Origin of the sequence: Vulcaniibacterium thermophilum (assembly GCF_007923255.1) — a bacterium.
In the GTDB taxonomy this organism is placed as follows: Bacteria; Pseudomonadota; Gammaproteobacteria; order Xanthomonadales; family Xanthomonadaceae; genus Lysobacter_F; species Lysobacter_F thermophilum.
Window position 1 is genome coordinate 119,531 of sequence record NZ_VOHJ01000003.1, and the last position, 14,655, is coordinate 134,185.

Here is a 14,655-nt window from a genome sequence, read left to right on the forward strand (position 1 = left end):
CACTGCCGCGCGCAGGGTCGAGCGCCACGCGCGCTGCGCGTGGCGGGGCATCCGCCGCCTGGTGGGCTTACTTGCTGCTGACGTACTTCTCGCGGCGGGCGAGACCCTGCGCCTGCGCGGCACTGCCGCGCGCAGGGTCGAGCGCCACGCGCGCTGCGCGTGGCGGGGCATCCGCCGCCTGGTGGGCTTACTTGCTGCTGACGTACTTCTCGCGGCGGATGTGCGGCACCGGCAGTCCGCAGCCCTTCAACGCCTCGAAGCAGGCATCGACCATGTTCGGGTTGCCGCACAGGTAGGCGATGTCGCCCGCCGCGTCGGGCGCGAACTCGGCGAGGAACTGCTGCACGTAGCCGTGGCGGTCGTCGGGATGCGGCGCGTCGGGCATCTGGCGCGAGAAACACGGCACGAAGCGGAACTGCGGGTGGCGCTCGGCGAAGGCGCGGAACTCCCCGCCGTACAGCAGCTCGGCGGGCGTGCGCGCGCCGAACAGCAGCACCACCTCGACGCCGCGCTCGCGCATCAGCGTTTCGAGCTGCGGCAGCATCGAGCGGTACGGCGTCACGCCGGTGCCGGTGGCGATCAGCAGGTAGCGGCGGTTGGCATCGCCCGGCATCAGGCAGAACCGGCCGTACGGTCCGCTGGCCTCGATCGCGTCGCCCTCCTTCAGGCCTTCGAACAGCGCGGTCGCCGCGCCGCCGGGCACGTAGCTGACGGCGATCTCGACCGCCTCGCCTGGACCGAGCGCGTGGTCGTGGATCGTCGCCAGCGAATAGCTGCGCTTGGTCGGGGTGCCGTCGGCGTAGCGGAAATGGACCTGGATGAACTGGCCGGGGATGAAATCGAGCGGCTGGCCGTCGTCGCGCACGAACGTGTAGTGGCCCACGGTCGGGGCCAGCATGCGGCGCGAAACCAGCTTCAGCGGGAAATGGACGGGCACGTGGCGGGAACGCTGCGTGGCCGGGGTGGCCACGTGAGGGCGCCTATACTACGGCCTTCCACCGTGCAGCCCGCGGTACAGGCCTTTCCATGAGCACACCGTCCCCGGCGGCGAACGCGCCTGCGCTCGCCATCCGCGACCTGCGCAAGACCTACGACAACCGCGTCGAGGCGCTCAAGGGCGTCTCGCTCGAGGTCAGGCCCGGCGACTTCTTCGCCCTGCTGGGGCCGAACGGCGCCGGCAAGTCGACCTTGATCGGCATCGTCAGCTCGCTGGTGAACGCCACCAGCGGCGAGGTGCGCGTGTTCGGCATCGACCTGATGCGCGAGCGCAGCGCGGCGATGCGGCTGGTCGGGCTGGTGCCGCAGGAGATCAACTTCAACATGTTCGAGAAGCCGCTCGACATCCTGGTCAACTACGCCGGCTTCTACGGCGTGCCGCGGCGCGAGGCGCTCCAGCGCGCGGAAGTCGAACTCAAGCGCGCGCAGCTGTGGGAGAAGGCCAACGTCATGAGCCGCACGCTGTCCGGCGGCATGAAGCGGCGGCTGATGATCGCGCGGGCGATGATGACGCAGCCGAAGCTGCTGATCCTGGACGAGCCCACCGCGGGCGTGGACATCGAGATCCGCCGCGGCATGTGGAAGACGCTGCGCGAGATCAACGCCGGCGGCACCACGATCATCCTCACCACCCATTACCTCGAGGAAGCCGAGAGCCTGTGCCGGCATCTGGCGATCATCGACCGTGGCCAGATCGTCGATCAGGGGCCGATGAAGGCGCTGCTCGCGAAGCTCGACGTCGAAGGCTTCCTGCTCGACGTCGACGGCGTGCTGCCGGCGTCGCTGCCGCCGATCGAGGGCGTCAGCCTGACCGCCACCGACGATCACACCCTCGATCTGGAGATGCCGCGCGCGATGGACCTCAACCGCGTGTTCGCCGCGCTCGACGCCGCCGGCATCCGCATCCGCTCGATGCGCACCAAGTCCAACCGCCTGGAGGAGCTGTTCGTGCGCATGACCACGCAGAACGGCGCGGAGGCCGCGGCATGAGCCATCCCGATCTGATCGCGCTGGGCACCATCGTCCGCCGCGAGGTGGCGCGCATCCTGCGCATCTGGGGCCAGACCCTGGTGCCGCCGGCGATCACCATGACGCTGTACTTCCTGATCTTCGGCGGGCTGATCGGCTCGCGGATCGGCGACATGGGCGGCTTCAGCTACATGGAGTTCATCGTCCCCGGCCTGGTGATGATGAGCGTGATCCAGAACAGCTACGGCAACATCTCCTCCTCGTTCTTCGGCGCCAAGTTCGGCCGCCACGTCGAGGAGCTGCTGGTCAGCCCGATGCCGAACTGGGTGGTGCTGCTCGGCTACGTGCTGGGCGCGGTGCTGCGCGGCCTGATGGTGGGCGCGATCGTGCTGGCGATCGCGATGCTGTTCACCCGCGTGCGCATCCCGCACCCGCTGGTGACGCTGACCACCGTGCTGCTGGGCGCGGCGATCTTCTCGCTGGCCGGCTTCATCAACGCGGTGTACGCGAAGAAGTTCGACGACATCGCGATCGTGCCGACCTTCATCCTGACGCCGCTGACCTACCTCGGCGGGGTGTTCTACTCGGTGACGCTGCTGCCGCCGTGGGCGGAGGCGGCCACCCACGCCAATCCGGTGTTCTACATGGTCAACGCGTTCCGCTACGGCCTGCTCGGAGTGAGCGACGTGCCGGTGTGGGTGGCCTACGCGCTGATGCTCGGGTTCGCCGGCGTGCTGACCGTCGTCGCGCTGTGGCTACTGCGTCGGGGGATAGGCTTGCGCTCCTGAACGAGACCACGCGCGGGCGATGGACGAGAAGATCAGCCTCATCAACCGCTACCTGCTGTGGGCCGAGGCCTGCGGCTGCGAGATGTTCCGCGGCCAGACCAACGCCGCCTGGCCGCTGCAGCCGAGCATCGTGCGCTACGCCGATCACGTGCGCGACCGCTTCGCCTCGATCGCCGAAGTGGAGCAGCGGTTGATCGCCGAGTTCGAGAAGTTCGCGCTGCCGTTCGGCGATCTGCGTCCGGCGTCCTACGTCGAGAAGCTGATCCACGCGCAGCACCACGGGCTGCCGACGCGGCTGCTGGACTGGACGTCGAACCCGCTGAAGGCGCTGTACTTCGCGGTGGACAATCCGGACGCGGACGAGGTCGACGGCGTGGTCGCGGCGTTCTCGCCGGCGTACTGGTGGGACAACCTGGCCCAGGTGAAGCTGGAAGCCGACCTCGGCACGTTCTATCCGGAGCTGGTGAACGAACGGGTGGGCGCGCAGGAAGGCTGCTTCACCTCCTTCCCGCTGCCCGCGCGCGGCTTCGACGTGCTGCCGCTGGCCGCCGAGCACGATCCGGAGCGGGTCGCACGGCTGGACGCGTTCGTGGTGCCGGCCGCGGCCAAGCGCGACATGCGGCGCGCGCTCAGCCGCTTCGGCATCAATCCGCGCACGATCTATCCGGGTCTGGAAGGCGTGGCGCGCTGGGTGCGTTCCAAGCTGGCCGATTACGCGGTCTGAGGCGTCGGCGCCGGCAGGCGGAAGAACGCGCTCGCGGTGGCGGTGGTGGCGGCGGCGACCTGCTCGGGGGTCTCGCCGCGGTCGCGCGCCAGCTCCTCGACGATGTGCGGCAGCCACATCGGCTCGTTGCGGCGGTCCTTCGGCATCGGTTTCAGCGTGCGCGGCAGCAGGTAGGGCGCGTCGGTCTCCACCATCAACCGGTTGGCCGGGATGTTGCGCACGATCTCGCGCAGGTGCTGGCCGCGGCGCTCGTCGCACAGCCAGCCGGTGATGCCGATGTACCAGTCGCGGTCGAGGCACTCGAACAGTTCCCTGCGGGTGCCGGTGAAGCAGTGCACCACCGCCGGTCCGAGCCGGCCCTCGAAGTTGCGCATGATCGCGACGAAGTCCTCGTGCGCGTCGCGCTGGTGCAGGAACAGCGGCTTGCCGGTGTCGACCGCGATCTGCAACTGGCGCTCGAACGCCGCGCGCTGCACGTGGCGCGGCGAGAAATCGCGGAAATAGTCGAGCCCGCATTCGCCGACCGCGACCACCTCCGGATGCGCATGCAGCGCGCGCAATTCGGCGTCGCACTCGTCGGTGTACTCGGTGGCATGGTGCGGATGCACGCCGGCGGTGGCGAACAGCACGCCCGGATACGCGCGCGCCAGCGCCAGCGCCTTCGGCGAATGCGCGCGGTCGGCGCCGGTGACGATCATCCGCGTCACGCCCGCCGCGCGCGCGCGTGCGATCACCGCCTCGCGGTCGTGGTCGAAGGACTCGTGGGTGAGGTTGGCGCCGATGTCGATCAGCATGGGGCGGGAATCGGGAATCGGGAATCGGGAATCGGGAATCGGGAGTCGGGAGTCGGGAGTCGGGAATCGGAAGTCGGGAATCGGAAGTCGGGAATCGGAAGTCGGGAATCGGGGGTCGGGAGTCGGGAGGCGAGCAGGGCCGGGATCGAGACTGCCCTCTCCGGCTTGCGGGAGCGGGTCGGGGGCGCGCGCCGGAGGCGCGCCATTCTACGCGGCGCATCCGCCTGCGCCGTGCACCGGTCGCTATCCTCTCGCGCGTGAATCGTCCGACCTTCCCGATCGATGCTGTGCTGCCGGAGATCCGCCAGCGGCTCGCGCAGCACACCCGTCTGGTGCTCGAAGCCCCGCCGGGCGCGGGCAAGACCACCCAGGTGCCGCCGGCGCTGCTGGAAGCGCCGTGGCTCGCGGGGCGCAGGATCGTGATGCTGGAACCGCGCCGGGTCGCGGCGCGCGCGGCGGCGCAGTTCATGGCGCAGCAGCGCGGCGAGGCGGTGGGTGAGACGGTCGGCTACCGCATCCGTTTCGAGAGCCGGGTGTCGGCGCGCACGCGGATCGAGGTGGTCACCGAGGGCATCCTCACCCGCATGATCCAGGACGACCCGACGCTGGAAGGCGTCGGCGCGCTGCTGTTCGACGAGTTCCACGAGCGCCATCTGTCGGCCGACCTCGGCCTCGCGCTCGCGCTCGACGTGCAGGCCGGGCTGCGCGAGGACCTGCGGATCGTGGTGATGTCGGCCACGCTCGATGGCGAACGCCTCGCGCAGTGGCTGGACGCGCCGCGGCTGGCGAGCGAAGGCCGCGGCTTCCCGGTGCGGATCGCGCACTTCCCCGCGCGACGCGAGGAGACGCTGGAGCACCAGGCGCGGCGCGCGGTCGAACACGCGCTCGCCGGGCATCCGGGCGACGTGCTGGTGTTCCTGCCGGGCCGGCGCGAGATCGAGCGCGTGCATCGCGCGCTCGAACAGGCGCGCCCTCCCCTGCGGATGCAGGGGAGGGCTGGGGAGGGGTTGCGCAGCACGACGGTGTCGGTTGCCGCTTCACCCCCTCCCGGCCTCCCCCTGCATGCGCAGGGGGAGGAGGTGGACGTGCTCGAACTGCACGGCGACCTGCCGGTCGAGCAGCAGGCGCGCGTGCTGCAGCCGCACGCCGACGGCCGTCGGCGCGTGGTGCTGGCGACCAACGTCGCCGAGTCGAGCGTGACCCTGCCCGGCGTGCGGGTGGTGATCGATTCGGGCCTCGCGCGCGAGCCGCGCTTCGACCCCACCAGCGGCTTCTCGCGGCTGGAGGTGGTGGCGATCGCGCAGGCCTCCGCCGACCAGCGCGCCGGTCGCGCCGGCCGCGTCGCCGAGGGTTGGGCGTACCGGCTGTGGCCGCAGTCGCAGCGGCTGGAGCCGCAACGGCGGCCGGAGATCGCGCAGGTGGATCTGGCGGCGCTCGCGCTCGAGCTGGCGGCGTGGGGCGGCGGCGACCTGCGCTTCCCCGATCCGCCGCCGCCCGGCGCGCTCGCCTCCGCGCGCGACCTGCTGCGCCGGCTGGGCGCGCTCGAGGGCGAGGCGATCACGCCGCTCGGCCGGCGCATGCTCGCGCTCGGCACCCATCCGCGGCTGGCGGCGATGCTGCTGGCGCCGCAGGACGCCGACGAACGCGCGCTCGCCTGCGACCTGGCCGCCTTGCTCGAAGCGCGCGATCCGCTGCGCGCACGCATCGACGCGCTGCATACGCGCTGGCAGGCGCTGGCCGCGTTCCGCGCCGGGCGCACGCCGCCCGAGGCCTCGCGCTCGGCGCTGGCAGCGATCGACCAGGCCGCGCGCGCGTGGCGGCAGCGCCTGCGGCTCGACGCCCGCCCGCCCGAGGCCGCTCCCGCGCATCGGCTGGGCGATCTGCTGAAGTTCGCCTTCCCCGACCGCGTCGCCCGCCAGCATCCGGCCGATCCGCTGCGCTACCCGCTCAGCAACGGCCGCAGCGCGCGCCTGTTCGACGACAGCGCGCTGTACGGCGAGCCGTGGCTGGTGATCGACGAGCTGCGCCACAGCGACCGCGGCGACGCGCCGATCCTGCGCGCCGCGCCGCTCGATCCGGCGCGACTGGAGCGCGACTGGCCCGAGCGCTTCGTGGTCGAGGACCGGGTGGTGTGGGATGCCGACGCGCGCGCGATCTCGGCGGTGCGCGAACGCCGCTTCGAGCGCATCGTGCTGGAACGCAGGCCGCTGGCGAAGCCGGACCCGGCGCGCTACGCCGATGCGCTGGTCGATGCCGTGCGCCAGCTCGGGCTGTCCGCGCTGCCGTGGACCGACACGCTGGTGCAGTGGCGCGCGCGCGTGCGCTGCCTGCGCGTCTGGTGCCCCGAGCATCCGTGGCCGGAGCTGTCGGAGGGCGCGTTGCTCGCCACGCTCGACGACTGGCTCAAGCCCGCGCTGCGCGGGCTGTCGCGGCTGGACGCGCTCGATGCGCGCGCGTTCGCCGACGCGCTCATCGGCCTGCTCGACTGGTCGCTGCGGGCGAAGCTCGACGCCCTCGCGCCGACCCGCATCGCCGTGCCCTCCGGCCTCGAGCGCCCGATCGAATACGGCTGGGACGACGCCCACGACGCGCCGGTGGCGCCGGTGCTGGCGGTCAAGCTGCAGGAACTGTTCGGCCTGGCCGACACCCCGCGCATCGCCGACGGCCGCGTGCCGCTGACCCTGCACCTGCTGTCGCCGGCTGGCCGCCCCTTGCAGGTGACGCAGGACCTGCGCGGCTTCTGGGAGCGCACCTACCCGGAAGTGAGGAAGGAGATGAAGGGCCGCTACCCGAAGCATCCGTGGCCCGACGACCCGTGGACCGCCACCGCCACTCACCGCGCCAAGCCGCGCGGGACCTGACCGTGGAGGGTTTTGTCTCCCTCCCCTTCAAGGGGAGGGCTGGGGTGGGGAGGGTGTTGTGGGACGCGTCATCCACGCGCGACACGCCCGCTGACACCATCCCCTCCCAAACCCTCCCCTTGAAGGGGAGGGCTTCAAAGCATGCAGGCGCTTTGGGGGGCCGGGCCGCGGATCACGCGGATGAACGCGGATCACGAGAAGCCCCGTCTCCCGTCCGCGGGCGGTCCTGTCTCCCTCCCCTTCAAGGGGAGGGCCGGGGTGGGGATGGTGTTGTGGGACGCGTCATCCACGCGCGACACGCCCGCTGACACCATCCCCTCCCAAACCCTCCCCTTGGAAGGGGAGGGCTTGTCTCCGCGCGCCTCAGCGCCGCCGCCGCGCCAGCGCGGTGAGCGCGAAGCCGGCCGCCACCGCGGCGTAGGTCAGCAGCATGCCGCGTGCGTCGAGGTGACGTTCGAACCCCGGCGTGAGCCGCTTCGGCGTCAGGCCGTAGTCGACCGCGTAGGCCATCGCGCTCACCGCCGCGGCGGTGCCGGTCGTGCGCGCGACGCTCGCACGCTTGCGCAGCATCAGCCGCTCGAAAGCGACCGCCCAGAAAATCGAGCTGGCGTGATGGATGGCGTAGCCGAGCGCGGTGTGGCGCACGCTCGGTTCGCGGCGGCGCATCGCCGGCTCGCCCCACACCCAGTGGCTGGTGGCGTTGGTGGCGGTGGCGCCGCGGCCGGTCTCGCGCCGGCTGCGCCAGGACAGCACGGCCGTCGACAGCACGCTTGCTACGCTCCCGGACACCAGCGCACGCGACAGTGCCGTGCGCCAGGCCGGGAGAGCGCGATGCGCGTGATGGTGGTCGGAGCGACGGGACTGATCGGCGGCGCGCTGGTGGACGCGTTGCGGGCGGCCGGCCACGACGTGGTCGTCGGCGTGCGGCGCGTCGATGCGGCCCGTGTGCGGTGGCCGGGCCTGCGGGTTGTTGGCGTCGATTTCGCCCGCGACCAGACACCCGCCGACTGGGTGGGCCGCCTGCAGGGGATCGACGCGCTCGTGAACGTCGTGGGGCTGATCCGGGAGCATGGCGCCAGCTCGTTCGAGGCGGTGCACGTGCGCGCACCGCGTGCGCTGTTCGAAGCGTGCGCGCAGGCGGGTGTACGGCGCGTCGTGCAGTTCTCGGCGCTCGGCGCCGACGCCGGCGCGCGCACCGGCTACCACCGCAGCAAGCGCGCGGCCGACGAGGCGCTGCGCGCGCTGCCGCTGGCCGCCACCGTGGTGCAGCCTTCGCTGGTGTTCGCCCCGCACGGGGCGAGCGCGCAGTGGTTCCTGATGCTGGCGAGCCTGCCGCTGATTCCGCTGCCCGCGGGCGCCGGCCGCGTGCAGCCGGTGCATCTGGACGACGTGTGCGAGGCGGTGGTGCGTCTGCTGGAACGGCCGACGCCGCCGGACACGCTGGCGGTGGTGGGGCCGCGGGCGCTGGCGCTGGACGAATACCTCGGCGTGCTGCGGCAGGGGCTGGGCCTTGGCCGCGCGCGTTTCGTGCGGGTGGCGCGCGCGCTGGCGCGGCGGGCCGCGGCGCTGGGGTCGCATCTGCCGGGCAGCCTGCTGGACCGCGACACGCTGTCGATGCTGGAGCGCGGCAACACCGCCGATCCCGCCCCGCTGACCGCGCTGCTGCATCGCGCCCCGCGCGATCCGTCGGCGTTCGTGCCGGCGTCGCTTGCGCCCGCGCTGCGCGACCGCGCGCGCCTGCGTTGGCTGCTGCCGGTGCTGCGGCTGGCGCTGGCGGCGGTGTGGATCGTCACCGCGCTCGTCTCCGTCGGGCTGTATCCGGTCGAGGCGAGCTACGCGCTGCTGGCGCGCACCGGAATCGCCGGCGCGGCGGCGCCGCTGGCGCTCTACGGCGCCGCCGCGCTCGATCTGCTGCTGGGCCTGGCCACGCTGCTGGCGCGGCGCAGGCGATGGGTGTACGCCGCCTCCATGGCGTTGATCCTGGGCTACACCGCGATCATCACCATCGCGCTGCCGGAGTTCTGGCTGCACCCCTACGGCCCGGTGCTGAAGAACCTGCCGCTGCTGGCGGCGCTGTGGCTGCTGTGGGAACTGGACCGCCCGGAGACGCGCTGATGGACGTCCTGCTGGTGAAGTGGGTGCACGTGCTTTCGTCGACGCTGCTGTTCGGCACCGGCATCGGCAGCGCGTTCTACCTGTTCTTCGTCAGCCTCACCCGCGACACCCGCGCGGTCGCCGTGGTCGCGCAGCACGTGGTGGTGGCCGACTGGATCTTCACCGCCAGCACGGTGGTGCTGCAGCCGGTGAGCGGCGTCTACCTGGTCGAACGGCTGGGGTATCCGTGGGGCGCGCGCTGGCTGCAGGCGTCGATCGCGCTGTACGCGTTCGCGGTCGCCTGCTGGTTGCCGGTGGTGTGGCTGCAGTACCGGCTGCGCGACATCGCGCTGGCCGCCGACGATGCCGGCGCGCCGTTGCCGCCGGCGTACTGGCGTCATTTCCGCTGGTGGACGGCGCTCGGCGTGCCGGCGTTCGCGGCGTTCCTGGCGATCTTCTGGCTGATGGTGGCGCGCACCGCCTGAGCCCGCTCAGCGCTCGCGGCCGTCACGCGCGCGGAACGGGATCACCACGCCGCGCGGCGGGTCGGTGCGCTGCCACAGCACCGGCACGCGCTCCGGCCGCGGCGGCTCCAGGTCCGCGTCGCGCGGCGCGGCCGCCGGCGTCGCCTCGTCCTCGTCTTCCCAGTCGTAGCGCTTGCGCGGCGGCGCCGGATCGCGCCGGCGCAGCAGCAGCGCGCCGACCAGGCCGCCGAGCGCACCGCCCAGATGCGCCTGCCAGGACACGCCGGCCTCGCGCGGCAGGACCGTCAGCAGCATGCCGCCGTACAGCAGGAAGGCGATCATCGCCGCGGCCACCGCGGCGCGGTCGCGGCGCACCAGGCCGAGCGTGAGCAGCAGGAACATCAGGCCGTGGGTGATCCCGCTCGCACCGAGATGGTGCGTGCCGGGTTCGCCCAGCAACCAGGCGCCCAGCCCCGAGCCCAACCACATCGAGGCCAGCGCGCCGGCGGTGGCGCGCGGATACACCGTGCCCGCCAGCGCGCCCAGCAGCAGCAGCGCGATCGCGTTGGCGCCGACGTGCGCCCACGAGCCGTGCAGCAGCGGCGCGGTCAGCACCCCCAGCAGGCCCTCCGGCACGCCCGGACGCACGGTCCACGGGCGCAGGTCGGCAGCGCCGGTGAGGGCGTGGACGGCCAACAGGATCAGCACGCCCGCCAGCGCCGCGTTCACGGCGCGCCGGCCGCGGCGTCGATCGAGTTCGCGCTGGCGGGCGGGGTCGTCGGGATCGGCGTGGTGGGGGATGTGCATGCGGTCAAGATGGAGCCCGCTCACGCCCTTGCAAGGCCGGACCGGTGCACACTGCCGTTCGCGGCCGCCGGCCGCACGGGCCCACCGCCGGGCGGTGGCACCGACAGGGCATCCGACGATGGCCGCATTGTCGATCGCGTGGGTGGCGTTGCTGGCGCTGTTCGGCCTGCTGGCGCTCGCGCTGGCGGTGCTGTTGCGGATCGCGCGCCGCGAACGCCGCCGCGACGAGCGCGACCGGCTGCGGCCCTGGATCCGCGGCCTGTGGCTGCAGATGCTGGCCTGGCCTGCGTTCGCGCTGGCGACGGGGGCGGCCGGTGCGCCGGCCGCGGCACTGGCCTGCGGCATGCTGCTGGGCGGCTACGTCGAGCAGGGCCGCGCGCTGGAGCGGCTGTTCGTCGGCCGGCCGTCGCCGGCCGCGGTGCGGGCGCTCGGTCCGCTGCTGGTGCTCGCGCTGATGCTGCTGCCGGGCCTGGACGTGGATCCGCGCCTGACCGCCGCGCTGCCCTGGGCCGCCGCGCTCGCCGCCGCGCTCTGGTTCGGCCTGCGCCTGCACCTGCGCAACGCGCGCCGGCCGAGCGAGGTGGAACGCGCCACCATGGTCGTGTTCGCGGTCGGCGCGGCGATCGCCGCGCTGCGGCTGGCCGAGATCGGACTGACCGGCCGCGCCGCATGGACGCCCACGGCGCTGGCGCCGATCCAGGCGCTCGCCCTGCTCTACGTGCTCGTCGCCCCGCTGCTGGCCAGCGTCGGCTTCCTGCTGATGCACCAGGAGCGCCAGCGCCAGCGGCTGGAACGGGTCGCGGCCTCCGACCCGCTCACCGCCACCTTCAACCGCACCGGCTTCCTCAAGCACGGCGCGCGCGTGCTGCGGCGCGCGCGCTACATGCGCATGCCGCTGGCGGCGATGATGATCGACGTCGACCACTTCAAGCACATCAACGACAGCTTCGGCCACGCCGCCGGCGACGCCGTGCTGACGGCGGTCGCGCGCGCGATCGAGGCCAGCGTGCGTCCGGCCGACCTGCTCGCGCGCTACGGCGGCGACGAATTCGCGCTGCTGTGCGCCGCCGACGAGCGCCAGGCGCGCGCGATCGCCGAACGGATCGGGCGCGAGGTGCGCGCGCTGCGCATCGAGTGGGAAGGCCAGTGGCTGCGCACCACGTTGTCGATCGGCGTCGCCCAGGCGCGTCACGACGCCGAGGAAACGCTCGAGCAGTTGCTGCGCGAGGCCGACCGCCAGCTCTACGCCGCCAAGCTCGACGGACGCGACCGCAGCGCGGTCGCGCTCGCCGACGACGACTGAGCGCTCACCACAGCGCGCGCCCCGGCCGCCGCATGCTCAGCAGCACGGTGGTGCCGATGATCGCCGCCACCACGCCGAGCGAGATCGCGATGGGGATCTTGTAGACGTCGATCAGCAGCATCTTCGCGCCGATGAACATCAGCACGATCGCAAGCCCGTAGGGCAGCAGGTGGAAGCGGTCGGCCAGTCCCGCCAGCAGGAAGAACATCGCACGCAGGCCGAGCACCGCGAACACGTTGCTGGTGAGCACGATGAACGGGTCCTGGGTGATCGCGAAGATCGCCGGGATCGAATCCACCGCGAAGATCACGTCGGTGATGCCGATCATCAGCACCACGATGAACAGCGGCGTGTAGCGCCGGCGCGCGCCCTCGCTGATCCACAGCCGGCTGCCGTGGTAGCCGCGCGTCATCGGCAGGTGCGAGGTCAGCCAGCGCAGCACCGGATTGCGTTCCAGGTCCGGCGCCTTGCCGGCGGCCAGCAGCATCTTCACCCCGGTCAGCAGCAGGAACGCGCCGAACACGTAGAGGATCCAGTGGAACTTCGCCAGCAGCAGCGCGCCGGCGAAGATCAGCAGCGCGCGCAGCACGATCGCCGCCAGCACGCCGATGATCAGCACCTTCTGCCGCTGCTCCTCCGGCACCGCGAAGTAGGTGAACAGCATCAGGAACACGAAGATGTTGTCGACCGCGAGCGACTTCTCGACCAGGTAGCCGGTGAGGAACTCGAGCGCCACGCGCTGGCCTTCCGCGGCGCCGGCCTGCCCGCTCACCCACCACCACAGGCCGAGGTTGAACAGCAGCGCCAGCGCGACCCAGCCGATGCTCCAGTACAGCGCTTCCTTGAACGTCACCTTGTGCGGGCCGCCGTGGCGCATCAGCACCAGATCGACCAGCAGCGCGACCACCACCAGGGCGCCGAACGCGCCCCACATCCAGGGATTTCCGATCGTTTCCATGCGGGACTCCGGTTGCGGACGGACACCGCGCGGGGGCCTGCACCGGATCACCGGGGATGCCTTCGCCGTCGCGGCGAAGGTCTCGCTCGCAGGTCGGAACCTGCCGCCGGGCCGGAGCGGTCGCTCGTAATGACGACCCGGACGCTGGGAGCTACTCCCCTTCGGACCGCGAAGGTAACCGCTGCCCGGCGACGCCGCAAGCGCGGGCCGTGGCCGCCGATGAACACGGTGACTCGTGTAGGAGTGGCTTCAGCTTGGAAACGTTCCTGTGATAGAGGCGCCCGCTCCTGACACGGTCGGCTTCAGAAGGCACCGGGGTACGGCAGAAGCTCCTACAGGTCATCAGGATGCAGCCGGGCCCGCTCTCCTTTTCGGGCCGGCGGACCCCGAGAATCGGAGACCCGAAGGGCGCTCGACAGGATGTCGAGCGTTTTCGGACGCGACAGGGATGTCGCGTACGAAAATCCCGAGGGCGGTGAACCGCCAGCGATTGTCTTGTCGGGGAAGCGCCTTTCTTTTGGCTACTTTTCTTTGGCAAGACAAAGAAAAGTAGCCCGCCCGCGGCAGCGGGCGGAACTCACACCGTGTGGCCGAAGTCGCGGGCACGGCGCAATGCCGCGTTCCCGGTCGCCGCTGAAGCCGCACCTACAAATCCTTCCAGGCCGCGCCGTTCGCGGGGCGACCGCCCACCCCGCCGCTACAATCGCGCGATGAACGATGCCGCGCTTCCCGTCGTCCGCCTGAAGAACGCCTGGCGGTCCAGCCACCCGTGGATCTTCCAGAAGCTGGTCGACAAGCCCGTCCAGCGGCCGAAGCCGGGCTCGATCGTCGATGTGCTCGGCGTGGACGGCGAGTTCATCGGTCGCGGCTTCTACAACGGCCACTCGCGCATCGCCGTGCGCATCCTCGAAACCGATCCGGACGTGTCGGTGGATGCGGGCTGGTTCGCGCGCCGGATCGCCGAGGCGGTGCGCCTGCGCCGGGACGTGCTGAAGCTCGACGAGGTCAGCGACGCCTGGCGCGTGGTGCACAGCGAGGGCGACGGCCTGTCCGGGCTGGTGGTGGACCGCTATGCCGACCTGCTGGTGGTCGAGTTCTTCGCCGCCGGCATGTTCCGCCACCGCGAATGGATCTACGCCGCGCTGCGCGAGCAGTTCCCCGGCTGCCGCTTCCACAGCTTCGCCGACGAGCACGTGCAGAAGCAGGAGAGCTTCGACTTCCGCGGCAGCGAACCGGCGGCGCCGGCGCTGATCACCGAGCACGGCATCCGCTTCCGCGCCGACCCGGCCGGCGCGCACAAGACCGGCTTCTTCGCCGACCAGCGCGAGAACCGCGAATGGCTGTCGCGTCGCGTCGCCGGCGCGCGCGTGCTCGACCTGTGCTGCAACACCGGCGGCTTCGCGATCTACGCCGCGGTGCGCGGCGCCGGCGAGGTGGTCGGCATCGACATCGACAACGCGGTGCTGGAGATCGCGCGCGCCAACGCCAGGCTCAACAACGTGCGCCCGCGTTTCGTGCAGGCCGACATCTTCCCGTGGCTGCGCGATGCCGCCGCCAACGGCGAGCGCTTCGACGTCGTCATCCTCGATCCGGCGAAGATGACCCGCGACCGCGAGCAGGTCATCCCGGCGCTGAAGAAGTACCTCGACATGAACAAGCTCGCGCTCGGCGTCGTCAAGCCGGGCGGCCTGTTCGCCACGTTCTCCTGCACGGGCCTGGTGAGCGAGGAGCAGTTCCTCGACATGCTGCGGCGCGCCGCGTTCTACGCCGGACGCACGGTGCAGGTGCTGAAGATCGCCGGCGCCGGTCCGGACCATCCGTTCCTCGCCAGCGTGCCGGAAAGCCGGTACCTGAAGGCGGTGTTCTGCCGCGTGCTCGACTGAGGGCTGGACGCGGC

At 71.9% G+C, this 14,655-nt stretch carries 13 protein-coding genes; 8 read left to right on the plus strand and 5 right to left on the minus strand.

What is annotated here, in order from left to right; all coding sequences use genetic code 11:
• Nucleotides 1-187 precede the first annotated feature (187 nt).
• Nucleotides 188-937 (minus strand): ferredoxin--NADP reductase, encoded by a 750-nt coding sequence (locus tag FQY64_RS02455; RefSeq protein WP_146472161.1) that lies wholly within the window; start codon nucleotides 935-937, stop codon nucleotides 188-190.
• An 89-nt stretch (nucleotides 938-1,026) separates the two neighbouring features.
• On the opposite strand from FQY64_RS02455, the gene FQY64_RS02460 reads away from it, so the two are divergent.
• From FQY64_RS02460 to FQY64_RS02470, 3 genes are read left to right on the plus strand one after another with little or no spacing between them, the layout of a single operon-like run.
• On the plus strand, nucleotides 1,027-1,986 hold the full coding sequence (locus tag FQY64_RS02460) for an ABC transporter ATP-binding protein (RefSeq protein ID WP_146472117.1): 960 nt from the start codon (nucleotides 1,027-1,029) through the stop codon (nucleotides 1,984-1,986).
• Entirely contained in the window at nucleotides 1,983-2,753 is a 771-nt protein-coding gene (locus FQY64_RS02465; protein ID WP_146472118.1) for an ABC transporter permease, read from the plus strand. The genes FQY64_RS02460 and FQY64_RS02465 overlap by 4 nt, the downstream gene beginning before the upstream one ends.
• Before the next feature lie 19 nt (nucleotides 2,754-2,772).
• Nucleotides 2,773-3,477: an FRG domain-containing protein gene (locus tag FQY64_RS02470; protein WP_146472119.1), complete on the plus strand. Its 705-nt coding sequence runs from the start codon at nucleotides 2,773-2,775 to the stop codon at nucleotides 3,475-3,477.
• Here the strand turns inward: FQY64_RS02470 and FQY64_RS02475 are convergent.
• Nucleotides 3,465-4,271 (minus strand): TatD family hydrolase, encoded by an 807-nt coding sequence (locus FQY64_RS02475; RefSeq protein ID WP_146472120.1) that lies wholly within the window; start codon nucleotides 4,269-4,271, stop codon nucleotides 3,465-3,467. The two genes, FQY64_RS02470 and FQY64_RS02475, sit on opposite strands and share 13 nt — an antisense overlap.
• A 257-nt stretch (nucleotides 4,272-4,528) precedes the next feature.
• Between FQY64_RS02475 and hrpB the strand changes: the two genes are divergently transcribed.
• A complete protein-coding gene (gene hrpB / locus FQY64_RS02485; protein ID WP_229814852.1) occupies nucleotides 4,529-7,132 on the plus strand; it encodes an ATP-dependent helicase HrpB in 2,604 nt (867 codons plus the stop codon).
• A 363-nt stretch (nucleotides 7,133-7,495) separates the two neighbouring features.
• Here the strand turns inward: hrpB and FQY64_RS02490 are convergent, their stop codons facing one another.
• Nucleotides 7,496-7,900 (minus strand): hypothetical protein, encoded by a 405-nt coding sequence (locus FQY64_RS02490; protein WP_222431745.1) that lies wholly within the window; start codon nucleotides 7,898-7,900, stop codon nucleotides 7,496-7,498.
• Nucleotides 7,901-7,963: 63 nt separating this feature from the next.
• Between FQY64_RS02490 and FQY64_RS02495 the strand changes: the two genes are divergently transcribed.
• On the plus strand, nucleotides 7,964-9,247 hold the full coding sequence (locus tag FQY64_RS02495; protein WP_146472122.1) for an SDR family oxidoreductase: 1,284 nt from the start codon (nucleotides 7,964-7,966) through the stop codon (nucleotides 9,245-9,247).
• Nucleotides 9,247-9,711, plus strand: coding sequence for a DUF2269 family protein (locus FQY64_RS02500; RefSeq protein WP_146472123.1), 465 nt, complete (start codon nucleotides 9,247-9,249; stop codon nucleotides 9,709-9,711). Before FQY64_RS02495 ends, FQY64_RS02500 begins: the two co-directional genes overlap by 1 nt.
• A 6-nt stretch (nucleotides 9,712-9,717) precedes the next feature.
• On the opposite strand, the gene FQY64_RS02505 is transcribed toward FQY64_RS02500, so the two are convergent.
• Nucleotides 9,718-10,497, minus strand: a complete 780-nt coding sequence (locus FQY64_RS02505; protein ID WP_146472124.1) for a rhomboid family intramembrane serine protease — start codon at nucleotides 10,495-10,497, stop codon at nucleotides 9,718-9,720.
• Nucleotides 10,498-10,615: 118 nt separating this feature from the next.
• On the opposite strand from FQY64_RS02505, the gene FQY64_RS02510 reads away from it, so the two are divergent.
• Nucleotides 10,616-11,800 (plus strand): GGDEF domain-containing protein, encoded by a 1,185-nt coding sequence (locus FQY64_RS02510; protein WP_186760828.1) that lies wholly within the window; start codon nucleotides 10,616-10,618, stop codon nucleotides 11,798-11,800.
• Nucleotides 11,801-11,804: 4 nt separating this feature from the next.
• On the opposite strand, the gene FQY64_RS02515 is transcribed toward FQY64_RS02510, so the two are convergent.
• Nucleotides 11,805-12,758 carry a TerC family protein gene (locus tag FQY64_RS02515; RefSeq protein WP_146472126.1) on the minus strand — a complete coding sequence of 318 codons (954 nt, stop codon included), beginning with the start codon at nucleotides 12,756-12,758 and terminating at the stop codon, nucleotides 11,805-11,807.
• Nucleotides 12,759-13,468: 710 nt separating this feature from the next.
• Between FQY64_RS02515 and FQY64_RS02520 the strand changes: the two genes are divergently transcribed.
• Nucleotides 13,469-14,641, plus strand: a complete 1,173-nt coding sequence (locus FQY64_RS02520) for a class I SAM-dependent rRNA methyltransferase (protein WP_146472127.1) — start codon at nucleotides 13,469-13,471, stop codon at nucleotides 14,639-14,641.
• Nucleotides 14,642-14,655 lie beyond the last annotated feature (14 nt).